Below are 24,317 nucleotides of genomic sequence, written 5' to 3'. Positions count from 1 at the left end.
GCGCACCCTCGCCCGTGAACTGGCCCTGAGCATCAAGGACGAGGCACCCGGCGCCGACCTGCTGACCCTGCCCCGCACCATCGCCATGCCCCTGCCCACCCTCGGTGCGACAATCGCCGCCCTCATCGAAGTCGCCGCCCTCGCCGGCGCCGGCGAGGGCGGCGATCCCCACGAGCCGACACCAGCGATGGCACTGATCTCCACTCTCGGCGTCCTGACCCGAGACCACGACGGCGACCTCCCCACCGTCCGGGTGCCGGAACCGCTCCTCATGCGAGCGGCGCGGCTCATCGAGAACACCGCCGACCTCGTACACCAAGGCTGCTCACTCCCACCAGACGTCGCCGAGGACGTCCGACCCCACCTGCAGAAGGCACTGCGCGACGACGCCGCCCGGCTACGGACACTGATCCCCGACACCGGCCGACGGACCGGCTCGGTCCTGTGGGCGGTCCCCGACGATCCACCATGACCACCGTGGCAGTCCCGAGTGCATTCCTCCCCAATCGCAGGAGACCAGTGTGCAACCGATCCTCGGCACCTTCCCGTCAAAGGCGTTCAGATCCACAAGATCCACCACAACGGCGGGACGGCGATCGGTTGTGCATCCTCAGCGGAAAGCACTGTTCACCAACCTATTAGCAAAATATATTGAAATACAACAACTTTCAAGACATGCTCGACACCGGGCACGCTGGTGCTCGCCGGCACCCCACATCACAACTACGTTCGGCGCCCCTCACGACCCGGGGCACCCCAGGCGAGGGTCCAGGCGCCACCGTCCTGCTCCTCGACCTGTCCGGGCGGGTGACCGGGGACATGCCATCACATCAGGTCACAACGGGATCACAACGAAGACGGCCCGCACCCCGCGGGTCGGGTGCCGGCTACAACGTGCGCCGGTGCGATTCAAGCAATAGGCGTTTTGCTTGAACGAGGGTTCCGTTCATTCAAGCTTTCGCGAGTGCAGCGGGATAGGTTCAAGAAATCTACCCTGCACCCCTACGGCGACGGCAACGGCCGACTGGGCCGCCTGATCGCACTCCTCCAACCGATGAAAGCCGGCGAACTGCGATGGCCGATCCTCAACATCGCACCCTGGCTCGAAGCCCGACGCGACGAATACCAAGACGGCCTCCTCAACACCACCATCACCGGCGACTACAACCCATGGATCGAGTTCTTCTCCACCGCCGTGGCCGAACAAGCCAAAGAAGGCCTCGAACGCATCCAGCGACTGATGAAAATCCGCGACACCATGATCCTCGGACTCCGCGAACAAGGCCTGCGCGGCTCAGCCATCGAAATCGCCGAATGGCTCATCGGCTACCCCGTGATCGACGTCAACACCGCAGCCACCCTCACCGGGAAAACCTTCCAAGCCACCAACACCGCCATCAAAAAAAACTCGTCGACGAAAACATCCTCACCGAAATCACCAAAAGAAGCAGAACAGGCTCTTCCTCTGCACGGACGCATGGAACGCCACCCGATGGGAGTAACCATCGACCGATCACCCCGACACCAGCCCCGATCACGACCAGGAGGTGATGACGTGATTCCGATCCCGCCGTACGGCTTGGGAGACAGCTCGATGGTGTGGCAACCCTTCGCTGGTGCCCATAGTCCTCTGGTGGAACTCCTGGCACTGACCCAGACCTACCGCGCGGCCGGCGACGGTCGAGCGGCAGCGGCCGCGTGGTCGCCGCGATTCTCAAATCGGCGCCGAGTTCGGCAGAGCAAGACATCCACTCCTTTCGCCGCCCAACACGCCCGACCGTGGGCCACGCCGATGGGTCACAGACACACGTGGCACGGCGGTGTGGTCTGTGTTTGCGGCTGCGGCCGGGCGGCGCCGCGGCCCGCATGCCATCCTCGGATAATGGCACGAACGTGGTTGTCGGTGACGGTGGAGCTGCTCGGCGGGCGCGGCGAGGAATTGTGGCCGTGGCCCGGCCGCGTCTTCGCGGTCGGACCGTCGCATACCTTCATGGACCTTGCGAATGCGATCAACGACGGCTTCGCCCGGTGGGACCGCTCTCATCTGTCGATGTTCACCCTTGCCGATGGACGAGTGGTCACCGACACCGAGACCGGCGCCGAGATGGTGGAGTCGGTCGGTGGGCCGATCACCGAGCCGGTGGACATCGAGTCGGCGAAGGTCGCCCGGCTGCTGGGGCTGGGTGTGGAGTTCCAGTTCACCTTCGACCTGGGCGATGACTGGACGCACCGCTGTGTGGTCGGGAGGGAGAAGGTCGACCCTATCCAGGTATTGGGCATCGCCCCCGGCAACCCCCTGCCGTACTGGGGCTGGGGCAGCATTCCGGATCAGTACGGGCGCCGGTGGAATGGCGACGACGGGGAAGGCCGGGCGCCGCGCAGACCACCCCAGCCGCATCCGATGCTGCTGCACGCGTGGCCCGCACGGGAGCAGGTGCCCGCGCTCGAGGTGTCCGAGCTGCGCGCCGCTATCGCGACAGCAGATGCCGTCCGCTTTCTCGCCGCGGTGCGCGGGCGTGACGTCGACGATGCGCTGCAACAGGTGGGGGCCGGCATGCCGATGGCACTGCAGCAGCGACGGGAGCAGGCCGAGCCGGTGGCGGTGTCGGTCATCAACCGGCTGACGTGGCGCGGCGGCACGGGTGACGGGGTGCTGGCCGAGGATCTGCTCGCGTGCCTGCGCGGCGAGCCGCTGACGGGACGGGTGGTGCCGGTCGACCTCGAGATGCTCGGTAGCGAGCTGGAGGGGGATCCGGGCATGTCGACCGGTGGCTACGTCGACCTGCGCACCGGGGAGGTGTACGACGACAGCAGCACCGACCCGGCGATGGTTGGGGAGGACGCCGCCGTCGACGTGGAGGCCGAACCCGACCGGTGGCTCCGGTTCGACCGCACCGGCTCGCGGGACGGTTGGCGTGACATGGCGGCCTTCGCCGGGCGGTGCCATGATGCGGCGCTGCGGGAGCGGCTGGAGCGGGCGATCGAGGGCAGGGGCGCGTTCGGCCGGTTCCGCGACCTGGTCCACCGGGAGAGCCTCGCCGATCAGTGGTACATCTTCGCCGCCGACCGCCAACTGGGTCGTGCCCGTGAGTTCCTCGCCGGCGAGGGCATCCGTGTGACGCAGCGCGCCGTACAGCGATAGCCGATCGCGCACCTCTGGGAGAACGTTTGGCGGTGACGTGGCGGATCCGCCACCGTTCTGAGATTCCGCACTGTCTCTGGCAGATCGGCATGCTCGGCCAGTGCGGTGATCGAAGCAACCTCCGCCGACTGTCCTGGCCGTTCGTCGGCATTCCTTTGACGATCAGCTCGAAACGCGGTGGGCCGACTGCCCTGTAGTAGCCGGTTACCGTGCGGGTATTCGCGGCCGGTTTGGATCCGGAGACAGGTCCGAGAGACACGCCAGCACAACCGAAATCCGGTCTCGGCATGCACGTTCGGCACCGCCACACTCGACATGTGGGTGCCGGCGTCGAGAGCGCACATGTATGACCGCCCGGGGTCGAGTCGAGCGGGCCGGACAGGATGGGCCCACCGGCCCCGGGGTCGAGTCGAGCGGGCCGGACAGGATGGGCCCACCGGCCCCGGGGCCGGGTGCCGGAGCCAGCCGAACGGATCGGCGGCGACACCGTCGAATGCGTCGTCGTCCGACTCGCCCTCGAAACACCCGTACGGGGCGCCACCTGCGGTGAAGCCGACAGGCGAACATCGACCCGCTCGCCCACCACGATCCCATCGAACACCGATGCCGGTCCGTCTGTGGTGTCCGGCTGGTCGCGGCGCTTCCCGTACGCGTGCCGGTGTGTGCTGTTGCTCGGCTCACCGCCCATGGAGTCGGGCGTGCCCCTCGACGTCGGGTTTGTCCGCGACAATCACATCGGTCCCGCGGCCACCGAGACGTGGAAGTTCCCCGCACCCACGGACCGCTCGAGGGTCGCAATGACAGCAGCCGGATTGTCGTAGGGCCCGTTGAGGTAGAACGGCTGACCGTCCCTCCCGAACTCGATCCGACCCGACCCGTCCCACTCACCCAGGAACGCGGCGGCATCACCATCGAACGTATCCGCGGGCTCGAAACCGAGCCCACGCGCATACGCCGCCGCCCCCAGGATCAGTTCACGGCCGAGTTCGATCGGAATCTCCACCGCAGGACGGTCGAACGCCGCGTAGTACCTGCGGACGGCGGTGGGGATCCTGCCCGCATCCATGGTTTCGGGGTCACGGGTGTTCTTCACCCCCAGGCAGTGCACGTCGGCCAGGTAGCCCCGCAGCGTCGCCCGACCACGCCGCCCCTCTCGTGCCACCAACACCTGCGCGAAGCCTTCGACCTCACCGGCGGGAGCATCCAGTTCCGCCCACTCCGGATGACCCTCGAGGCCCAGCCCGACACTCCAGCCGCAATTGACCCAGCACCCCAGCACCCGCCCCAATCCTCGGGACGCCTGCGCCTCGGCAGCGATTCGGCGCACCAACGGCGCCACCACCGACGGCCGCACGCCCAGAGCACGCGCGATCACCTTCGGCGGGACACCCTGCTCCCACCGCCGCCGCACCTGCTCGACCAACTCCACATCGTCCATGGCACCCCATTCTGCTCCACCGATCGGGAAGCTCCCGCGTCTGCACCTATCCGCTCGTGCCGCTGATCGAGCGATCACTGCACCCCACGAGCAGCAGGACCACACCCCCGCATCACGCACGCAGGCCACGGCAGCATCTCCATCATGCCGCTGATACTGCCGTGCCGGTTCCCGGTCCAGGTTCTGCCTGCTCCCGGAGTCCTGATCATGACCGGATCGGGGCCGGATCAGGAACCGGCCGGGCTCGCCGCTGGGGGCGTGCCTGGGAGCCGGAACACGGCCCTGTGGGCGTGCCGGGGCCCACCGCCCGCCAGGACGGCGTTCAGCGCGCCTCCGCCTCGTCGTGACCAGGATCGCCCGCGCCGCACCGACGATCTCTGCGATCGAGGCCACGTCCGTGCCCGATCGAGCGGCAGTCGACACAGATGCTGCTGTCGTGTATTACTTTGCTGCGGAAGAGATCTCGATTTCAGTTCATGAACCAGAAGCAGCAACGCATCGGAAACCACCAGCTCGAAGCGATCCGCCTGCTCACCAACCACGAGCGGGACTCTCCGGGTCCCCGTTCGCGGTCGTGCTGGTCGGCCAACCTACCCTGCGGCACCGCCTCCGCCTCGGTGTGCTCGCCGCGCTGGACCAGCGCATCGCCGTGCGCTACACGATCGCCGGGATGAGCGCAGCCGACACCGCCGACTACATCCGCCACCACTGTCGCATCGCCGGCCGCGACGAGACCCTGTTCTCCGACGACGCGATCGGGCTCATCCGTGGGCGCCTCACGCGGACACCCGCGCGCGGTGAACGACCTCGCATTGCACGCGCTTACCGCCGCCTTCGCCGCCGACCACGCCATCGGCGGCGAGATCGCCGCGGACTGAACCCGACCCCCATCAACCCGACCACCACCGCGTCAACCTGACGACCACCCCGTCACCACGCCCACCACGGCCCCGCTCACCACCCCCGAGCGGGGCGTTCTCGCACCGCATCGTCGTCAACCTCAATGACGCCGTCACCTTCAACGACGCGCAACACCTTCGGGCCTCCACCTCACACAACAGCATATATTCGTACTGATATAACCTGGGGAGGTGAACCGAGGTGACGAGAAACCGATCCGATAGGTGGGTAGCGCACTCGACGACCTGCGCGATCTGCCCGCCGCCGCACAGGACGATCTCGGCTACCAACTCGGCCGGGCCCAACAGGGGCTCGATCCGGACGACTGGAAACCGATGAAGGATCTCGGGCCCGGATGCCGCGAGATCCGGGTCCGCACTCCGGACGGCGCCTTCCGAACGTTCTACGTCGCCCAGTTCGGCGAGGCGATCTACGTGCTGCACTGCTTCCACAAAAAGACACAGAAGACCTCGAAAGCAGACATCGACCTCGGCCGACGCCGCTACAAGGCAGCCCAGGCGTACGCACAGGAGAGATCATGACCGACAAAGACATCACCGAAACCACCTCCGTGTGGGAGGCGATCAGTGACACCCCCGGCGAGGCCTACAACCGGCAGTTGCGCGCCGACCTGATGACCGCGATACGCGCACAGATCGACCGTTTCGGCTGGTCCCAGGCCGTGGCCGCCGACAACCTCGGCGTCACCCAACCGCGGATCTCGGACCTGCACCGCGGCAAACTGAGCAAGTTCTCCCTCGACGCCCTGGTCAACCTCGGCAGCAAGGTCGGCGTCCACCTCGACGTCCACATCGACACCGACCGCACCCTCACCGGCCACTGACCACGGCACGCCGCCAGGACCACTCGGTCCGTGAGGCTCGGACACGCCCGCGGCCGCCGAAAAATCGACCTCGAGCATCATCTGCGGGGCGACTCCCTCCCGTCACCGGGCGTCACCGATCAGCTGATAGCGATGGCGCCCGGCCGCTCGCCGGCCCCCCTTGGGCGCGTCGACCCGGACATGCATCGCCTGCCGCCGCCATGACGTCCTCGCTGGGACCGCCCCCGCACCAGCGCGACCGGGAACCGGACCGGTTCGGCGAATGGGACACCCTGATGGCGAACCTGCCCCGCCGTCGCCGCGCGGGCTGAACCAGCCACCGACAAATGCGGAGCCCGAACATCCGGCACACCGGCCCCGGCGGACGACGGCGCGCTGAACGGTGAAAGATACCGGTTCCTGTTGGCGCGCAGTCCTATTCCGATGCTCACGCCGACCAGTAGCGCCTGCTCGACGTCAATCCGACGTTCGCCACCCTGCTGGGACATGACCTGCACGAGATCGCCGGCCCGCATGTCCACCAGGTGATCCACCCGGATGACATCTCCATCGGCTCGCCGCGAACGCAGTCGACGATGACGCCCGTGACCATCCGACGCACATGAGAACCCGGAACGGCTACGCGGCAACACGGATAGGCGAAAATTCGAATGCGGACAGTCCCCGGCCCGAGGCCGGGGACTGTCCTCGCGTGTGAAGCCTCGCGCGGGTCAGTTGCCGAACCGGAACCAGAACCGGATCACCCGGCCGAGGGCGACGATCACCTTCGCAAAGTCGCGGAGACCGGCGGTGCTGCCGGTGAGGATAACGATGAGGACGGCGGTGACCAGGCAGGCCGTCACGAAGAAGACGAAGCAGGCGGCAATCACCAAGGCGATCGAGACGAGAATTTCGGGTTGGGCCATGTGAACCCCTTTCTGTTGGCGGACACGCGACGACAGCGACCGTTGTGGTGCTGCCCAATGAGTGATCTCCAACAGAGGGACAGGCCCTCACCCCACCGCAGGTGGGATACCCAAATCATCGCTTGGACCTGGCACTTCCGTCAATAGCCTCGGACCCCGACGAACACGACCACGGTGGCAGGGTTCGCGGCGACCTCCTACGTCCAGGCTTGGTCCGGTGGGGCTTCGTCCTGGACATAGACCCCGCCGGCGGACCGTCGAGCAATGTGAGCATCGGCTCACGGGCTGCCGGAGAGGCACCGGCGAGCATGTCGCCCCGGTGTTCCTTCCAGTCGTCCCAGTCCCAGCCCGCACCGGCATCGATGCAGCTCTCGGCAACTTCCACAGGCTCACCGTTATCGGGACCCGGCACCTCGGTCGGCCCGTCAGGATCACGGACGACTACCTCTCCACCTTCACGACTGCCCGCCCTCGTCACGACGTACCCAGCGACTCCGCGAGCACCGTCATGTGAGAGGAAAGGCGCAGGATCAGTCCTCCTCAGCTACCTGCTCTTCGACGGCGCCTTCATCGACGCCGCAATCGGCCTGGGACGACGGGATGCGCAACTGCTCCTGGCGAACGGGGACGGCACATCCTGGCTCACGGCGGCTCCGAAGCACGTCGCTCCCGACCGGATCTCGGTGCGCGCCGCGAAGCAGGCGCACGGCGCAGCGCTGCGACATTCATCGTGAGCTAGGAGAACCGCGACTGCGATCACGCTGCCCGGGCACACCACAGCATCGATGCTGGCGGTCTGCACCCGCGGGAAGGCCGCTCATCGCCAACGCGGTCACCGACGTCGGTCCTTGACGGGTTGTCACGGTCCCCTCCCAGACCGGGGCCCGCGAGAAGAGAAAAGTGTTGAGAGCGGTGCGCCTCTCGCGGATTTCTCCGAGTTCACCGTGGGCAGGGCCGCGCGGCGGGATCGGAACGGCCGCCGCGAAAGTGCGACGGGTGCCCCACCTGATGAACCCGTCAGACCGACCGCAGGGACGCGACTCAGAGAAGATCGAGATGCAGCCGCAAAGCTTCCTCGAGCGCAGCAAGCGTTCTCGTCGAAAGCTTCCCGACCGGGTCACCGTCGAGACGACGCACCGACACCGAACGAACCTGTTCCGCTCGAGCCTTCGACTCACGCGGCATACCCGATTCGTCAGGTTCGACGAGAACCTGAAACGCGAACACATGTGCCGTGTTACTCGTCAACGGCACCACAGTGACCACCCCCTGACCGAGCCGCTCCGCGGTCGCATTGGCGCGATCATTACTCACCACAACAGCGGGTCGACGCTTGGCCGCTTCACTGCCCTGCGCCGGATCAAGATCAACCCAGTGCACCTGACCCCGGCGGATCATTCGCCATCTGCCGAAGTGACGTCCCAGTCGTCGTCGACACCACCCTCGACAAAAGCCGCCGCGTAATCGCGCTCGAGACCCACCTCCCCGAGCATCCGAACCGCGGCTCGAATCCCCGCCGACCGGCCACCCAGACCGTGGTCGCGAACGTACGCGTCGAGGACGCGAGCGTCCTCGTCGGGCAAACTGATCGTGAACCTCGTCGTCATACTGCAATCATACTCCAGTATGAAAAGGCAGGAAAAGCCGGAAACCAACCGCCGGCATCCCAGGCGGCCCACCACGATGCGCGGATGCTCCGATGATGGCCAACCAGTCCTCGTGCAGCGAAAACTCACCGCAAGGACGCCGATCCCACGCCCAGACAATCGCCCCACGAGTGAGAATTTCTCGTGAACGGCCGTCCGGCCGCTGACGCGCGTGTGCCGGCAGGCCCCTGCTCGGGGTCCGTCACCACCTCGACAGGGCATCGGTGGTTGGTCGTGACAGGGGCAGAGCGGGCATCTCGATCAGGGCGTTCATCGCACGACCGGGCTGATCGGGCCGCCGTCGAGCAGCGCTGCCGCCTCGTCCGAGCACCCCGGCTGGCGGCCGGCGATCACCCTCGGCGCCACCCCGCACGCACCAGCTGTGGGCGGGTAACCCGACGGGAGCGTCTACCCCTGTACACCCGGCAGCGGGGAACCCACCGTGAACTTCGCACCGAACGGATCGGCGACATCCGCGGTCCGCCCATACGGCATGTCCGTCGGATCGTCCGCGGTGCCCCCGTTCGCCCGCGCGGCGGCGACGGCCGCGTCGGTGTCGACGACCTGGAAGAGCGTGCCCCAGCAGGACGCCGAGGCGGACGGGTCGCCCACGATGCCGCCGATCTCGTGCCCGTCCGGTCTGCGCAGAAAGGTGAAGTCCACGCCGGGCAGGTCGTCGTTCCCGTCCAGCGTGAAGTCGAACACCGCCGCGTAGAACTCCCGCGCCGGGCCGGGATTCGGGGTCACCAAGTCGTTGCGCAACAACGCGTTCGGCTCGTTCACGAGCTCACAGCCGACGTGCGCCCGCCCCTGCCACAGGCCGAACTGCGCACCGGACGGATCCCGCACCATCGCCATCCGACCCTGGTCGGCGATGTCCATCGGCTCCATCAGCAGCGTGCCACCCGCGGCGGCGGACCGAGCGACCGTCGCATCGAGATCGTCGGTCGCCAGGTAGACGTTCCACCAGAACTCGGTGGCGTTCTCGTCGGGATTCGGCATCAGCGCGGCGACCTTCTTGCCGCCGAGCAGACACATCGTGTAGCGCCCGTACTCCTCGGGACCGACGTCGAACTCCCAACCGAAGACCGACCCGTAGAAGGCCATCGCCCGGTCGAGATCCGGGATGCCCAGGTCGATCCAGGTGGGGGTGCCGAGGGGTTGATTCGTCGTGACCGCGCTCATCGCTGCTCCTCCGTCGGGCGGATACCGACTCGACGCTATCCCGCGGCACCGACATTCGACGGCAGAGCGACGGGATTCGCTGTCGCGCTCCGCGAACCGACGGCACCTCCCGTTCGGACGTTTCCAAGAGCACACCACTGAATGGCACACTGCGCTCATGACCGCCGCCGGCCCATTCGCGACCGCTGGGACGGACTCGAAGCCAGATCGCAGATCGCTGCTCGGCCACGGTCCCGCCACACCGGTCCGCGGCCGCCTACTGCTCGCCTGAATCGCCTCGCTCCCGGCCACGCCTCGACTGCGCGAGGACGCAGGCCGGTACTACCTCGCCGACGACTTCGCACACTGGCTCGAACACGTACCAGGCCGCCCACCCGGCCACCAGGTCGACGACGGCGCCTAACGACGACGGCGCCTGAGCACCGTACGCCGACGAGTACCCGGCACGGTCCCAGCAACACGGCCGCCGGTTGTCATCACCCGGCCGGGTCGGCACCATCAGGTACCGCAGAATTTCATTGATCCTCACCCGAACCCAGCGGACGCCGCGCTCAACCTCGACACCACCGAACGCGTTCATGCTGCAGTGGCACCAACGACGGGCGTTCAGCGCCTCCGCCTTTCGTGTCCTGCCTATATCTTTCGTGTCCAGGATCACCTGCGCCGCCCTCGGTGGGGCTTGCCATCGCCGCCACGTCCATGACCCGGCAGAGTCGCAGCCGACAGTGGCAGGTTCTGCGCTACCGTGTATTTCGTTGCTGCTGCGGAGCTCTCGCTGTCGGATCCCGACCCAGTAGGAGCAACGCATCACGCCCTCACCGCCGGCGCTGCTCAGGCGTCGACAGCCACGAACGATGATCCGGATCGGCCAGCACCTCCGCCAGGGCCCTAACCCAGCACCCGTCGCCCGGACGGGTGCCGAGGCGCAGAACGGCGGCCCTGCGGGCGGCTACAGATGCTCGGTGGTGCGTTTGCCGATGGTGGTGCTCAGCGCGTCGAGTTCGGCGAGTACGGCGGTGGCGGCCCAGATCTGGTTGCGCTTGCTCTCGGACAGCACCTCGAGCACCCCGGCCGCAGTAAGTCGGCCGAGCGCGCGGTAGGTGCTGGCGTCGGTGGTGCCGGTGATCCGCTGGGCGGTGTCGGCGCTGAAGATCGGGGTGCCGAGGAGGGCGTCGATGATCTTCTCGTCGGCGGAGTTGCTGCGCGGCCGGGCGATGTCGCGCCAATGGCCGGGGAGTTCGGCCAGGGCGCGGGCGGAGTCCTGCGCGGCCTCGCTGGAGACGATCGCCGCACGGGCGACGTACTCGACGAAACCCTCGGCATCGCCCGCTCGGTAGCGGGTCAGGCGGTCGAAGTAGCGGCGGGTGTCGGCGAGCATCACCGACGCCAACGGCACGGTGACCCGATATGTGAGGCCGCGGCGGCGCAGGATCGCGCTGATCAGGGCGCGGCCGATGCGTCCGTTGCCGTCGGTGAACGGGTGAATGGACTCGAACTGGGCGTGCGCGATCGCAGCCTGCGCGAGGATCGGCAGGTCGGTGCGGTTCGCGAACTCCAGCAGGTCCGCCAGCAGCTCGTCAACCAGTTCCGGTGGCGGGGGCACGAACAGCGCGTCGATCGGGGTGTAGTCGCTGCCGCCGATCCAGTTCTGCACGTCGCGGAACTGGCCGGAGTCGCGGGCGGTGTAGTAGTCCGGTGCCATCAACAACCGGTGCGCACCGAGCAGGGTGACATCGGTAATCGGGCCGGCGCCGGCCGCGTCGACCATCGCGATGAGGGCCTTGACGGCGGCGAGCTGAGACTTCGCCTCCGCGCTGGCCTTGCCACCGGCCAGTGCCTTGCCGAACGCCCGCCAGCCCGCGTCGATATGCTCGATCTTCGACGACGCCACCGACTCGCTGCGCAGCAGAAAGTCCGACAGCGGCGCCAGGTGCTCACCGAAGCCCGCCTCGAGGCGGGCCACTGCGATGACCGCCTCCTCGTGCGCGCGGGCCACAACACCGACCAGATCGCAGTCGAGGGAGCCGATCATCGGCGGGATCGACACGTCGACGGTCTGCAGGGTGCGGTCCGCGCGCGAACCCTGCCGATGACGCGGGTTCCAGTCCCGGGTCTCGATGCGGTGCTCCGGCCAGATCACAAGCCCTCCCTGGTTCGGTGCAAACGTAGACAACAGAGATGTTAGCGTACTTTTGCTACCTTAAACGTAGTCAACGGTGTGGTGGGTGTACAAAGGGTGGCAGAACACCCCGCAGGTCGGCTCCTGATTTTCTCCACCCTGCAGACCACCGCCCGGTCGGGTGACACCGTCGCCGCCGAACCCGACCCCACACCATGTCCCCGAACCATGCCGGGAACCGGACTTCGCCGCGACCGAAACAACCTGCCCGGACTGCCGCTCCGTTCGAAAAGCTGATGGCGTTCGACCGCCGCGACGAATGGTCTGACCACACCACCTCTCTCTCGCAATGATTCGACACGCCCTTCCAAACCTTCTGCGGGACTTAACTTCCAAGTAGATACCCCTGACGCATCGCCTCGGCCGTGTCGAGTGAACTTGTCGGTGACTGTCGCCCGCCTAGGGAGAGGGCGGCCCAGATACCCCAGCGGATGACATCCACGCGCACGTGAGTTGCTTGCCGTGAAGTTCCTGGTACACGGGGAACTGGTGGTAAGCGGGAGCTACATCGACAGTGGCGTCTTCCGTGACCGCGATGATGCCGCGGTCGAACAGTGTGTGAAGGTCCCGACGGAGCAAAATCCCGCCATGCTCATGATGTCTGCCCACCTTGGCGTAGCTGTATAGGTGGCAGGCGTCGAGCACCACCTCAGGTAGATCGCCGGTGAAGGCGCACCGCGCGTTGTACTTGGTCAACAGGTTCTGTCGGAATTCCCTCTGACCCAGCCGCACCCTGGTGGGTCGGGTCGTGTGGCCGTCCCGCATCTGTCGTGTAGTGGCGTCGAGGGGGCCGAAGATCTCGACACCAACCTTGTCCATCGCGGCCGCCCGTACGGCATCCCAACGGAGAGGACGGAAGCTGTTCTGCGATCGCGGTTTCACACAGAGAGCGCGCAGTTCCTTGTCGCTGAACACACCCTCCAGGTCGACCCAAGCTTGTGCGTGCGTTGATCGGTAGGTAATGACCTCGACGTCCGCGAAGGCAGGATCATACCTTCCGGCACTCATAGCAGCGGTAGATCGGACGGAGCGTCTTCCTCGGCTCGTAATTGGTGCTCCTGCAGTCCTTGCTGACGCAGCGCCCGCGACGTTTTGTATCGGTGCCCTCGTCGATCTTCTCGATCACGGAGACACCGAGGGACTCACGTTCGTTCCACAGCAGGATGATGTCACCGGCACGGACGTTCAGGTGGTTCGGGACGGTGCTGTCCCAGCTGTAGTGGCTGGCGGGGTTGTCGTCGTACTTGCTTCCCCCTCCGAGGCGGCGGTACGCCGATTTCGTCATCACCAGCCAGGCCTGACGATCGCCGGTATCGGGCAATGACGACAACTTACTCTGAGCCATCTGTCCTCACGTGTCTGTAGCTCTGCTCGCGTGGCGCGCGTTCTTTTGCTGTCACCGACTATGACCGAGTGGTCCGACACATCCTGTCATCACAGAAGACCTAGACCTCGACGAGGGCAAGCGGTCGGGGCGACGACAGGTCTGACGACAACGCCGACGACAGCTCAACCCATCGCCTCCCGGGGTCGCGGTGGCCGAGTCGTTGTTGGCCGCTCCCGATGCGCTGACACCCGCACAACCAGAAGAGCTTGTCGCGCACGCGCACCGCGTTCAGCGCGAATGGCAGATTCGGCTCCGCAACCTGCGGCGACACCATAGAGATGTTCGACGGTGGAATGGTGGGGTGTTCCCTCCCTGACCGCGGCCTTCGAGGGACACCGACAGCGTGGGGCGTCGCCGACGTTTCCTTAGCCCGTCCGCCGGCGCGGCACGTGCGCCCGATGGTGCTGTGGTGACATGGATCGTCATCACACTCGCCGACGTCACCGGCAGCATCCTCTCCCCCGTCAACCCGGAGCTTCGCTGTGCGCCTTGCCGATCAGCCGCAGCCGGTCGAGGCGCAGGAGATGTTCACGGGCAGAGTTGGCGGCAAGAGCGCTTCTGGTGTCGATGACGGTCATGCCCACCCCTTCCCACATTGTTGCACTAAATTGTCACACCACTGTGGAAGTTTCCGATCCGACAGCGAGCGCACCCCGGAAACTGTCAACGTCCGATCCAGCACGCGTCACCGAACCCGCAATCCGGTCCGACGTGACGTTCATTCCCGTCGCCTGCCGCCGCCGCACCATGGGCGAACTGGTAGACAGACCAGATGTGGTGGAACGCTCTGATCAGGAGGCCCCGATGCCACGACCATCATCATGGGTGAGTACGACGGCGTCCGCCCTCGGTGAGGAGCTGGCACGGATCGGTCTGACCGTCCCCGCCGACCGACTCGAGGACCTGCTCACCGACCGAGTCGCTGCCGTGGCAGAGCGGATGCACATCACCGAACGCACCGCCCGTCAGTACTTCGATCGTCACGCACTGCGCACGCTCGCCCGTGAACTGGCCCTGAGCATCAAAGATGAGGCACCCGGCGCCGACCTGCTGACACTGCCCCGCACCATCGCCATGCCCCTGTCCGCCCTCGGTGCGACAATCGCCGCCCTCGTCGAGGTCGCCGCCCTCACCAGCGCCAACACCGGTCCCGACGAGCCGACGACAGCGTTGTCGATGATCTCCACCCTCGGCGTCCTGACCAGAGAACACGCCGGCGACCTTCCCACAGTCTTTGTGCCGGAGCCGCTCGTCGTGCGAGCGGTGCGGCTCATCGAGAACACCGCCGACCTCGTGCAACAAGGCTGCACACTCCCACGAGGTGTCGCCGAGGACGTACGCCCCCACTTGCAGAAGGCACTGAGCGAAGACGCCGCCCGGCTGCGGGGACTGATCCCCGGCACCGGCCGACGGACCGGCTCGGGTCTGTGGGCGGTTCCCGACGATCCGCGGTGAATATCGGGGCTGTCCCGGGTGCATTCGTGTCACAGAAACTCTCGAATGAGAGATGAGTCGAGCCACCGCATAACTATGCAATCGACAGCAGTACGGGATCGACGCAAGCGCTGAGAACGGGCGGGGATGACTGACTGGTCAACCCTTCACGAACCTCGATCCGGCCGAGCGTCCCAGAGCCCGGCGTAACGGTCGGCACACACGGCCTCCGCTGGAATTTTTCATGGGCGCCCGCGGGTTTGAGCGAGGGCTGCGCCCAGACCACACGGTTCTCGGTCCACGGTAGTGGTGCCGGCCCGGCCCGAACCATGCCCACTTGCCGCGCGGTCGAGGTGGGGCGGCAGGTTAACCGTCGCCCCAGCGGCCATTACTGACCAGGCGGGCATTGCAGGAATGAGCCTGGCCGGAAACGCATGTCCCGTGCCGGCGACATGTCTGGCAGTGCCGCCGTTCGGGCGCCTGCCGCGCCCGAGAGTGCCATGAAAGGGGACGGTCATGGCACCGCGCGCACCGCACAGTCCCGATAGAGGACATGGCCCCGACTCGTCTCGGATCGCTGTGGTGGTGGCCTGCGCGGGGGTACACGGGGCATACGAGGCAGGTGTTCTATCGGTCGTCGTGCCATTCCTATGAGGTGCCGGCCTCGCACCGGGCCTGTTCATCCGAACCAGCGCCGGAGCGATCAATGCGACGCTGTGACGACCTCGGCCGCGAACAACCGGACGGTGGTCTTCGTCGACGGGAACCGAGCAGCCCGCTACCGCCCTCGGATACCGCCCGACCGATCGACTACCTCGATGTGCGGATCACCGCCGAGCACGTCCTTGCATCCGCCGCAATTCCGGCCTTACTTCCCGCGGTCGATGTATCCACTCCCGACGCTGCGCGCGGGTGGTACGCAGACGGCGGGATACGGCTGAACGCTCCCCTCAAACCGGTGTTGTCTCCGGGCTGGCCGAAGAGAGGCCTGCAAAGCCGAAAGTTGTTGTGCCCTAGTTGCTACCGAATCGAACCGAGCCGAGGAAGCTGGTGATGATCGAAGTGCCCGGAACGGACATCGAGCTGCGGATCCACATCTCCATCGCACCGTTGTCCCTCTGCTCAGGCGATGACTCGGGTAGATCAGGAAGGGGTTGCCGACGCGGCTTCGGTCGTCACGCGGGAAGGGCTGAGAGCGTGCTCGATGCTTGGTGGTCCATCCCGTCGCCGTTATCAGTGGTCTGTTGCTGATGTGGCTGGTTCTATTGGTGGTGTTGTGGGTTGGTAAGCCGGATGAGCTGGGGATCCGGGACGCGTTGCGGTTGCTTCCCGATGCGGTTCGTCTGATCAGGCGGTTGGCCGCGGACCCCGATCTGCCGCGTGGGGTGCGAGTTCGTCATGGTGCTGTTGCTCGGATACCTGCTGCGGCCGATCGACCTGGTGCCCGAGTTCATTTCCGATCCTCGGCTACGCGGACGACGCGGTGATCGTCGCGATCGCGTTGCGGTCGGTGACCCGTCGAGCTGGACCGGTGAGGATCGAAAAGCATTGGTCTGGAACGTCTGACGGGCTGACGGCGGTACGGAGCCTGGCCGGAATCCCATCGGCGTGAACCACACGGTCGGGGTGAGCGATCAGCGCCGTCGGCGGGCTTCGGCGCACAGTCAGCACGACGATGCCGACCGCCGCAAGGGCGAGGACGAACCAGGGGATGAACTGGTCGAATTCGTTCGAGTGACGCAGCGATGCCAGCTCCACGGCTGCGCCCACCCGGGTGAACGCTGCCAGGCGATCAGCACTGTACGAACGACCCGACCAGTCGCTGTTCATCTCGGGATTGGTTGGCGCTCATGCGACCCCGTGTCGTGGTCGGTCGGGGCAATGTCCGGTCACCCTCTGGATACACCCACGAACGACAGTCCGGCAGGTTCACCGGGCGGGCGAAATTTCTCTCATGTGTTCGGTGAACGGAATGGGTCGATGATTCGTGGTATCGGGTATGAAGCTCTCCGCAGCTCTGCTGGCGTCTGCCGTCGTCGCGGCGTGTGCGCTCACCGCCTGCAGCGATGACGGCGGCAGCACCGTCGACTACGCACCCACCCCGACGATCACCGACACGACGACGATGCCGTCCTCCGAAGGGGCGGTGGCGGCGGGAGCGAACGAGATCGTCATCTCGGGATTCGCGTACACGGTGCCCGCCACGGTGGCACCCGGCGCGCAGGTCACCATACGCAACAGCGACACGGCCGAACACACGGTGACCGCAGACGCCGGCGGCGCGTTCGACGTCGAGATCGAGGGCGGCGAGACCGCGACATTGACGGTGCCGTCGGCACCCGGTACCTACCCGTTCCATTGCACGTATCATCCGAACATGCACGGCGACTTGACCGTCGGGTGACGAGGTCATCGCCGATCCGGGTTCTGCGCGGCCGGCGTGCGCCTTCTGCTCGTCGGCGACGGCGGCGGTCGGGGACGGTTCCCGCAGGTGGGACGGGCTACCCGGAAAATTCGGTGAACCATCGAGGGTCCGGTTTCGTGAAAAGGTTATGACCGCACAACAATCCGGGGCGGCCCCGGAATCCGACGGGATGTGGTCGACGGCGCTGGTCCGCGGGCTGATCCGTGAGGACGCGCTGCGCTCGTCGGGCTACTCGGACACCGGCTATATCGACCTGCTGGAATCGAGTCCACCGACACGGCGCACGCTCGCGCAGCGCGCGATGACCAACAACAGGGTTGCCGCCGTCTACGAGCGGCTGTGGCGGCCGATCGTCGTCGCGGCGCTGAGCCTGCACGGACTCTCCGTGGTTGACGAGCGCGCACGAGCCGCCGCGGCCCTGCATCTCGACGGTGAGCAACGAGTGCTCGACGTGGCGTGCGGTCCGGGAAACTTCACCGGTTTCTTCGCCGACAGGCTCGCCGGCGACGGATTCGTCATCGGATTGGACACCTCACTGCCGATGCTCGAACGCGCAGTCCACGACAACCCCCGCCCGCGCGCGGTCTACCTTCACGCCGACGCGCTCGAGCTTCCCTTCGACGACCGGACGTTCGACGCCGTGTGCTGCTTCGCGGCGCTGTACCTCGTGGCGGAGCCGTGTGCCGTGCTCCACGAGATGGTGCGGGTGTTGGCGCCGGGTGGGCGGATCGCGGTGATGACCAGCTACGGTCGCGAATCCTTCCTTGCGCGGAAGGGACTCGAGCTGGGCGCAACGCTGTGCGGGGTACGGGTCTTCGACCGCACCACGGTCCCGGCCTTCCTCGCCGCCGCTGGGCTGATCGACGTCGACCAGCAGCTGCGCGGCATCTCCCAGTTCGTCACCGGCCGCCGGCACGGGTGACCGGTTCGGACGAGGGTGCACGGATGTGACGAGGGTGCACGGATGTATCGGATTCGGCAGGTGACACCCTGCCGTTCCCTGCTCATGGCCACGACGCTGGTCCTCGCGGTGGCCGGCTGCGCGAACACCAGCACCTCCACGAACAGCGGTCCGACGTCGGCGCCCCGGAACCTGACCACCCGAAACAGACAGGAGCCGGATGGACACCCGCACCGATGCCCGGCGCAGCCCGGGACCAGCCCGGCTGCTGCCCGCACTCGTTATGGCGTGGATCCTGGTCGGCGCATGTTCCTCCGAGTCATCATCGCCCGGCAGTAGCCCGCTGCCATTGCACCCGGTCGCGGAAATCGACCTCCCCGAGAACAATTCATGCTTCGACTACGCCAGTCTCGCCCCGAGCGGGGACTGCTGTTCATTGCCCACCTCGGCGCCAGCGAGGTCATCGAAGTCGACATCCGCACCCGGCAGGTCGTCCGAACGATCCCGAACCTGTCCCAGGCACGGCGTCCTCGTCGTCCCCGAGCGGCGCCGGGTCTACGTCACCGCCACCGCAGACAACCGCCTGGTCATCCTCGACGAGGACACCGCCGCCGTGATCGGGCAGGCCCCCACCGGGAACTATCCGGACGGGATCGCCTACCACCCGAAACGCGGGACGGTGTGGACCACCAACGAATCCGGCGGATCCGAACCGGTGGTCGACGCCACCACCGCACAGGTGCGCGGCACCGTCGACCTCGGCGGCGACGTCGGCAACATCGCCTACGCCCCGGTCGCCAACCAGATACTGGTCGCCGTGCAAGGGAAGGGCGATCTCGCCGCCATCGCCCCCGAAACACTGGACGTCGCCCGCAGGCTTCCGACGCCTGGCTGCCTCGGCCTCGGCTTCGGCTTCGGCCCATCAGCGCGGCTCGCGTTCGTTGCCTGCGCGGACAACGCCACCCTGCTCACCATCGACCTGGCGATCTGGCAGACCGCCGGCACGACGGCGGTCGGTGAACAACCAGATGTCCTCGCCTACAACCAAGGCGAGCAACGCCTTTACGTCGCCGCCGAGAACGGCATCGTCAGCGTGTACGACCAACGCGACAGGCATCTCACCGATGTCGGGTCCGGGCACCTCGCCGACGGCGCCCATGTCGTGGTCGACCCGAGCATCGGCCACACCTACTACCCGGATCGCGCCGGGACCGACGGCCACCCAGCCCTGCTCGAGCAGGCACCCAGCCCCTGACTCCACACCACCACCGGACCCGAAGGTCTGGCGGACAACGAGGGGCAGTGTGGCGGCACTCTCGGGTAAGTGATCACGACGCAGGCGGGCACCGCGACATCGCGGGATACTCACTCACCACAGAGCCGTCACAACCCGGCACGACGGCCACGGCACCCAAGACCACCTCGCGGGCGACCCAGGAAAGGACCACACGATGCTCGGACTGGGAAGCATCGGCTGGATCATCATCGGTGGACTCGCCGGCTGGATCGGCAGCAAAATCATGGGAACCGACGCCCAACAAGGCATCCTCCTCAACATCGTCGGCGGCATCGCCGGCGGACTACTCGGTCGATTCCTCCTGAAGCTGCTCGGTGTCGACGTCGAAGGAGAGGGCTGATCTTCAGCTTCCTGACCTGCCTCCTCGGGGCGGTGATCTTGTTGTTCCTGGTCAAAGCAGTCACCGGTCGACGCGCACACCACTGATGATTGTGCGATGGGGGACACAGTTTCACGACCGGCTCGACGCGCTGACCGACCGGTTGGCGTCGATGAGCCACCTCGCGGGTGAGGCCATCGAGATCGCCACCGATGCCGTGGTTCACGCGGACCTCCCCCTGGCCGAGCGGGTCTTCGACCTCAACGAACAGGTCGAGGCTCGCGTGGCCCATGCAAGGACCAGGCGCTGGCGCTGTTGGCGTTTGCAGGCCCCGGTCGCCCGGGATCTACGCCAGGTCATCACCGGTGTCCATCTGGTAGCCGATCCGAGTCGAATGGGCGGCCTGGCGCAACACGTCGCTGAAAGCGTGCGTCGCCGCCGAACTCGGCCCACGAGACGACGGACTCGATGCGCTACACCGACAACTCGTCGAGCTGATCCAAGACCCGGGCTGGACGGGCAACATCCCGGCCGCGGTCGAGGTGACCCTGCTCGGCCGCTTCTACGAACGCTTCGGCGACCACACCGTCGTCGTCGGGCCCCGGGTGATATTCCTCGTCACCGGAGAACAGCTGACCCCCTGACCCGCCCCTACCGCAGACGTCCCGGTCGATTCCGACACCCGCACCCCGCGGACCAGCCCAGCCGACCGCCGATGCGGGCGTTTGCGGGCGTTTGCGGGCGATCAGCTTGTCGCCTTTCGTCCAGCCCACCTCCCGCAGGCCGGGGAGCGCGGTTTCCAGGTCCCAGGCGGGCCACCCAGCGGCGAGCGGGACCTGGTTCGTCACCCAGGTCCCGATCCGGGCCCACCGCCGTCAGAAACGCGTTCAGCACTTCCGCCTCCGTGTCCAGGATCGATCGCCCGCGCCGCCCTCGGTGCGACCCGCACCGACAGGAACACCCACCGCGACCGATCATCCGCGGTGAACCGATCCACCTGCCCGCCCGGACGCCGGTGCTCGACCAGGAATCGGTGCTCGACCAGGAATCGAAATGTGCCCCGACATAGGCACCCTCGCCCAGGTACGGGCGACCGTAATACCGGTTCAACGCCGCAATAGCCTCAGCATCCGAAACCGTCGCGAGGGTCGTGGGCGGCCGGAATGTCATCCCCCGCACCCACACCCCCAGGCGCCGACCGCCGGACCCGACGCCCGAAGGCATCAACCGGTCCCCGCCCAGAACGGGAACAAGGAACGGTCAAACTAGGTCCGAACATCGCGAATGGAGTGTTCATGGACCCGACCGACCCGGAATATACGCTGGAGTGGCCCCATGAAGTCTTCGTCGCCGGAGCTCGGGCAATGATTGAGAACCGCACGCGAGCGGCAGTCTTTCCAGCCCGACTACGCGTTTGTGCTCGAGGAGCGGCTGCCTCGAGGTCGACGGCGCCTTCGAAGGCGACCTGGTCCACAAACTCACCGAGCTACGGACAGCATCCACCGCCCCTGACATGCACCCCACACCCACGGCTGGACGGACGACGAGTTCTGCGACCTGATCGAGCTACTCCATGACCGGGCCGCGCGACCGCGCCGCCGCGACTACCACGACGACTGCGGCTACCACTACCACGATCACGCGCACGGCACCGGGCAGCTGTTGCATCGGATCCGCGTGAACGACATACCGGTCCGAGCGAACCTTCCCCTTCCCTCTGGCCGCCGACGGCGAGGACGGGACATCTCATCACGTCACCGACGACGCCCTGACGTACCACGGATTCGAGCATCCGAGTCGACTTGTGCGCGTGGTAGCGGGACACGTCGACGGCGCACAGTGGGACAGCTACAGCACCAGAGGCCACTGGGACCCGTGCAGCTGGGTGAGGACGTCGGTCTCGGTCGCGGTCTCGTTGCCGTCGACGGCCGGCAGCAGCCGTGGCGCGTATACCGCCGCGGCACCGGACACGCAGTTGCCGCCCGAGGTACGCCAGTGACAGCGATCGGTGAGGTGGGGGGTGAAGCGGCCGACGCGTGTCGGGTTGGGCGTCCGAATCGACCTGCTTGCCTGCGCGTGCGGTGTCGCAGTCGCCGACGATCTCGCGGTACTGCTGAACCACCCAGTCCTTGACCGTGTCACGACGTGCGTTCACCGCGGGCTCCTTTCGCTCGGTGAAGACACCACTACGGCAGTGATGCGGGAGCACTGTGGCAAAAAACGCGCGCCGGGTTCAGCGGGGTATGTGGACAACTTCCGAGCGGCGCGTTCGACGAGCAGCTCCGAGCCGGTTGGTGCTCCACCGAGGGCATCTCGGCGACCCGGATCCCGCGGTCCCTGCGCCACTCCCCGAGACCGGTGTGTGCCGCATCGCAAGCCTGCGCGAGGTAGGGGCATTCGGGGGGACTCGTTCGCCGTGTCGGCGAGGTTCGAGGCGGTGTTCGCCGCAGGTGGCGCAGCGGTGTGGGTGCGGCCATGGGAACCCGCCCGCCGCAGCGCTCCGAACAGCGGTCGCGGACCCCCGTCGCAGAGCGCTCGAATGAGCGGTCCAGTGCCGGGCGTTTCGACGGTGATCCGACCACTGCGGCGACATGTCTCACACCCGGCCGAGCCGCGTGTGAGACGCCGATCTGCGAGCGCTACGGGCAGGGTCGGTGGTGGCGGTCCACGCGGCCCCGATGCCGGCGCGGCGAGTCCACGCAAGGGCACGCTGTACCGGCGTCCCACTGCGCGGTCGACACAGCATCACCGCAGGCGTGTGACATGGGCATTCCGAAACATGTTGGCGCGGCGCAATTTCTAGTAGTACACTCCCCCCTAGGCCCGAAGGGCCGGGGGGAGTGACCCCCGGAGGGGGTGGGTGTCCCCCGCCCTTTTTCAGACGCTCGATTCGACTGCTGGATCCGACCACTCGATTCGGACGCTCGTTCTCATGTCACGGCAGAGCACACTCTGATCGGTGCCGCAGCACTGCCCTGTTCGATCCCATCCTTGGGGGGCGCGAAGACGCCTGCACGCGTGCCCCTGAACACGGTCGGTCAGACACCACATTTCAGCGCTGAATTTCGTGTTGTCACGGCCACGCCGCAACCGTTCCTCCGCCGGGTCCTCCGCGCACCACCCCACCAGGGCGCCCCGCCAGCGCTGCTCCGCGGACCCCGGATCTCGGGCTGAGCGGATCACACGCACACCACACCACACACGACCCGTCACAGGGTCTACGCATGACACTCTCCCGGCCCACCGCAACCGATGCCCGCACCCAACTCCTCCGTGTGTCACCAGATGGCCGAAAAGCACGCACCCCCGCTGCGCCGACGACCACCGCTGCGCCTCCGAAGAGGACGTTATCCACATACCCCGGTGAAGTCGGCGCGCGATTTTCCTTCACGTCGCCCGCACCACGTTCGAGGTGCCCTCGCCAGAACCACCCGAGGAGAACCCCATGCCTGTTACGTCCACCCTCGTCGACGCCGCACCCGCTTCACCCACACCCACAACGGTGGTGACCTTCCTGCTCAGGAAACCGAGATGAACACCAACAACCTCGAGGACCGGATCGGCGACAACGCGTCCGCCCGTGATCTTCCTGCTGGTTGACTGCGCGATCACCCCGGAACCCCCAGAGCAACTTCTCGAAGGTGCCGACAGTCGGCGGACTACCTCTCGCCGCGATCACCTTCTTCGTGCTCACCGGTAGCCAGAGCGCAATGAACGGGCCCGGGGCCCAGCCTCATCGGCGTCGACGTCTCACGCGTGCTCATCGCTTGTGAACACATCCTCGAAGGGAATAAGCACGTGATCGACAACAACCGATCTGCTCTCTCGTGTGGACTCGCACCACCTCGGAACCTCCGGCAGAACCCTCCCGATTCGCATCCGGTACTCCGCCGTCGGGATGGTGCCGCGATCTCGGTCACGATCTTCGTTGTCACCGCCATGATCGTGCACGCCCCTCTCGGCTTCACACCGCTCGCCGTGATGGTCACGCTCACCGTCTTTCTCACCACCAAGACCACCCGACACCTCAACTCCGACCGACCCCCGCATTTTCCGTATTCATCGCGGCGTGGAACGACGTGGTGGCGCCACGGTCGCCTCAGGCCCGGACAGACCGCCCGGCCCCCGGCACCAGCCGCGTCACCGCCCGCCGTCCTCGACCTGACCGCAACCGAAGATCGACGGTGAAATCCGATGAATCCGAACAAGGACATCGCCGCCGATCTTCGACCCGAACCTCGACGAGCCGCATCGCCGGTCGTACCGCCGCATCGCCCTGCCCCCCGGGCGCGGCGACGCGCAACACCCCCCACAC

General features: G+C 66.7%; 20 protein-coding genes and 4 pseudogenes. 12 read left to right on the top strand and 12 right to left on the bottom strand.

Going from position 1 to position 24,317, the window contains the following annotated elements; all coding sequences use genetic code 11:
• Together G9373_RS38075 and G9373_RS47100 are read left to right on the top strand one after the other, a co-directional pair.
• The coding region (locus tag G9373_RS38075; protein WP_167120127.1) for a hypothetical protein at positions 1 to 472 on the top strand (472 nt) is incomplete at its 5' end.
• Between the two features lie 492 nt (positions 473 to 964).
• Positions 965 to 3,142 carry a hypothetical protein gene (locus G9373_RS47100; RefSeq protein WP_240960959.1) on the top strand — a complete coding sequence of 726 codons (2,178 nt, stop codon included), beginning with the start codon at positions 965 to 967 and terminating at the stop codon, positions 3,140 to 3,142.
• A gap of 730 nt (positions 3,143 to 3,872) precedes the next feature.
• On the opposite strand, the gene G9373_RS38065 is transcribed toward G9373_RS47100, so the two are convergent.
• Positions 3,873 to 4,580: a hypothetical protein gene (locus G9373_RS38065; RefSeq protein WP_061043275.1), complete on the bottom strand. Its 708-nt coding sequence runs from the start codon at positions 4,578 to 4,580 to the stop codon at positions 3,873 to 3,875.
• 497 nt (positions 4,581 to 5,077) lie between these two features.
• On the opposite strand from G9373_RS38065, the pseudogene G9373_RS38060 reads away from it, so the two are divergent.
• The 3 genes and pseudogenes from G9373_RS38060 to G9373_RS38050 all read left to right on the top strand — a co-directional run.
• Positions 5,078 to 5,458, top strand: a pseudogene (locus tag G9373_RS38060) (AAA family ATPase); the annotation flags it as partial.
• A 246-nt stretch (positions 5,459 to 5,704) separates the two neighbouring features.
• Positions 5,705 to 6,022: a type II toxin-antitoxin system RelE/ParE family toxin gene (locus tag G9373_RS38055; protein WP_167120124.1), complete on the top strand. Its 318-nt coding sequence runs from the start codon at positions 5,705 to 5,707 to the stop codon at positions 6,020 to 6,022.
• Positions 6,019 to 6,324 carry an XRE family transcriptional regulator gene (locus tag G9373_RS38050; RefSeq protein WP_061043273.1) on the top strand — a complete coding sequence of 102 codons (306 nt, stop codon included), beginning with the start codon at positions 6,019 to 6,021 and terminating at the stop codon, positions 6,322 to 6,324. The genes G9373_RS38055 and G9373_RS38050 overlap by 4 nt, the downstream gene beginning before the upstream one ends.
• A 710-nt stretch (positions 6,325 to 7,034) precedes the next feature.
• On the opposite strand, the gene G9373_RS38045 is transcribed toward G9373_RS38050, so the two are convergent.
• The 7 genes from G9373_RS38045 to G9373_RS38015 form a co-directional block, all read right to left on the bottom strand.
• Positions 7,035 to 7,229, bottom strand: a complete 195-nt coding sequence (locus tag G9373_RS38045; protein ID WP_061043271.1) for a hypothetical protein — start codon at positions 7,227 to 7,229, stop codon at positions 7,035 to 7,037.
• Between the two features lie 1,041 nt (positions 7,230 to 8,270).
• Positions 8,271 to 8,627, bottom strand: coding sequence for a type II toxin-antitoxin system PemK/MazF family toxin (locus tag G9373_RS38040; RefSeq protein WP_167120121.1), 357 nt, complete (start codon positions 8,625 to 8,627; stop codon positions 8,271 to 8,273).
• Positions 8,624 to 8,836 (bottom strand): ribbon-helix-helix domain-containing protein, encoded by a 213-nt coding sequence (locus tag G9373_RS38035; RefSeq protein WP_037232310.1) that lies wholly within the window; start codon positions 8,834 to 8,836, stop codon positions 8,624 to 8,626. The genes G9373_RS38040 and G9373_RS38035 overlap by 4 nt, the downstream gene beginning before the upstream one ends.
• Before the next feature lie 447 nt (positions 8,837 to 9,283).
• Complete coding sequence (locus tag G9373_RS38030) at positions 9,284 to 10,060, bottom strand: VOC family protein (RefSeq protein WP_167120118.1); 777 nt, start codon at positions 10,058 to 10,060, stop codon at positions 9,284 to 9,286.
• A 949-nt stretch (positions 10,061 to 11,009) separates the two neighbouring features.
• Entirely contained in the window at positions 11,010 to 12,200 is a 1,191-nt protein-coding gene (locus G9373_RS38025; RefSeq protein ID WP_167120115.1) for a Fic family protein, read from the bottom strand.
• A 438-nt stretch (positions 12,201 to 12,638) separates the two neighbouring features.
• On the bottom strand, positions 12,639 to 13,058 hold the full coding sequence (locus G9373_RS38020) for an HNH endonuclease (RefSeq protein ID WP_167120112.1): 420 nt from the start codon (positions 13,056 to 13,058) through the stop codon (positions 12,639 to 12,641).
• 169 nt (positions 13,059 to 13,227) lie between these two features.
• The gene (locus tag G9373_RS38015; protein ID WP_133986696.1) at positions 13,228 to 13,584 is read right to left on the bottom strand and encodes a hypothetical protein; all 357 of its coding nucleotides are present in this window, start codon (positions 13,582 to 13,584) and stop codon (positions 13,228 to 13,230) included.
• An 867-nt stretch (positions 13,585 to 14,451) separates the two neighbouring features.
• Between G9373_RS38015 and G9373_RS38010 the strand changes: the two genes are divergently transcribed.
• The 7 genes and pseudogenes from G9373_RS38010 to G9373_RS48395 all read left to right on the top strand — a co-directional run.
• The gene (locus G9373_RS38010) at positions 14,452 to 15,081 is read left to right on the top strand and encodes a hypothetical protein (RefSeq protein ID WP_346842900.1); all 630 of its coding nucleotides are present in this window, start codon (positions 14,452 to 14,454) and stop codon (positions 15,079 to 15,081) included.
• 1,176 nt (positions 15,082 to 16,257) lie between these two features.
• A pseudogene (locus G9373_RS38000) lies at positions 16,258 to 16,672 on the top strand (DUF1232 domain-containing protein).
• Between the two features lie 387 nt (positions 16,673 to 17,059).
• The gene (locus tag G9373_RS37995) at positions 17,060 to 17,464 is read left to right on the top strand and encodes a cupredoxin domain-containing protein (protein WP_120659073.1); all 405 of its coding nucleotides are present in this window, start codon (positions 17,060 to 17,062) and stop codon (positions 17,462 to 17,464) included.
• Positions 17,465 to 17,612: 148 nt separating this feature from the next.
• A complete protein-coding gene (locus G9373_RS37990; protein ID WP_240960958.1) occupies positions 17,613 to 18,407 on the top strand; it encodes a class I SAM-dependent methyltransferase in 795 nt (264 codons plus the stop codon).
• Positions 18,408 to 18,606: 199 nt separating this feature from the next.
• Positions 18,607 to 19,641 (top strand): YncE family protein, encoded by a 1,035-nt coding sequence (locus G9373_RS37985; RefSeq protein WP_240960957.1) that lies wholly within the window; start codon positions 18,607 to 18,609, stop codon positions 19,639 to 19,641.
• 196 nt (positions 19,642 to 19,837) lie between these two features.
• Positions 19,838 to 20,109: pseudogene (locus tag G9373_RS37980) on the top strand (GlsB/YeaQ/YmgE family stress response membrane protein).
• Positions 20,109 to 20,372, top strand: a pseudogene (locus tag G9373_RS48395) (phosphate transport system regulatory protein PhoU); the annotation flags it as partial. The pseudogenes G9373_RS37980 and G9373_RS48395, both read left to right, overlap by 1 nt.
• 103 nt (positions 20,373 to 20,475) lie before the next feature.
• Here the strand turns inward: G9373_RS48395 and G9373_RS48390 are convergent.
• The 4 genes from G9373_RS48390 to G9373_RS37960 all read right to left on the bottom strand — a co-directional run bounded on the left by G9373_RS48390 (position 20,476) and on the right by G9373_RS37960 (position 24,052).
• Positions 20,476 to 20,850 (bottom strand): hypothetical protein, encoded by a 375-nt coding sequence (locus G9373_RS48390; protein WP_283294490.1) that lies wholly within the window; start codon positions 20,848 to 20,850, stop codon positions 20,476 to 20,478.
• 1,000 nt (positions 20,851 to 21,850) lie between these two features.
• A complete protein-coding gene (locus tag G9373_RS47910; protein WP_259465535.1) occupies positions 21,851 to 21,973 on the bottom strand; it encodes a hypothetical protein in 123 nt (40 codons plus the stop codon).
• A 1,416-nt stretch (positions 21,974 to 23,389) separates the two neighbouring features.
• A complete protein-coding gene (locus G9373_RS37965) occupies positions 23,390 to 23,614 on the bottom strand; it encodes a hypothetical protein (RefSeq protein ID WP_166680684.1) in 225 nt (74 codons plus the stop codon).
• Positions 23,615 to 23,752: 138 nt separating this feature from the next.
• A complete protein-coding gene (locus G9373_RS37960; protein WP_166680683.1) occupies positions 23,753 to 24,052 on the bottom strand; it encodes a hypothetical protein in 300 nt (99 codons plus the stop codon).
• Positions 24,053 to 24,317 lie beyond the last annotated feature (265 nt).

The organism is Rhodococcus sp. A14, from assembly GCF_011603105.1.
GTDB classification, from domain to species: Bacteria; Actinomycetota; Actinomycetes; order Mycobacteriales; family Mycobacteriaceae; genus Rhodococcus_F; species Rhodococcus_F opacus.
This window is presented reverse-complemented; position numbering and strand designations above follow the sequence as displayed.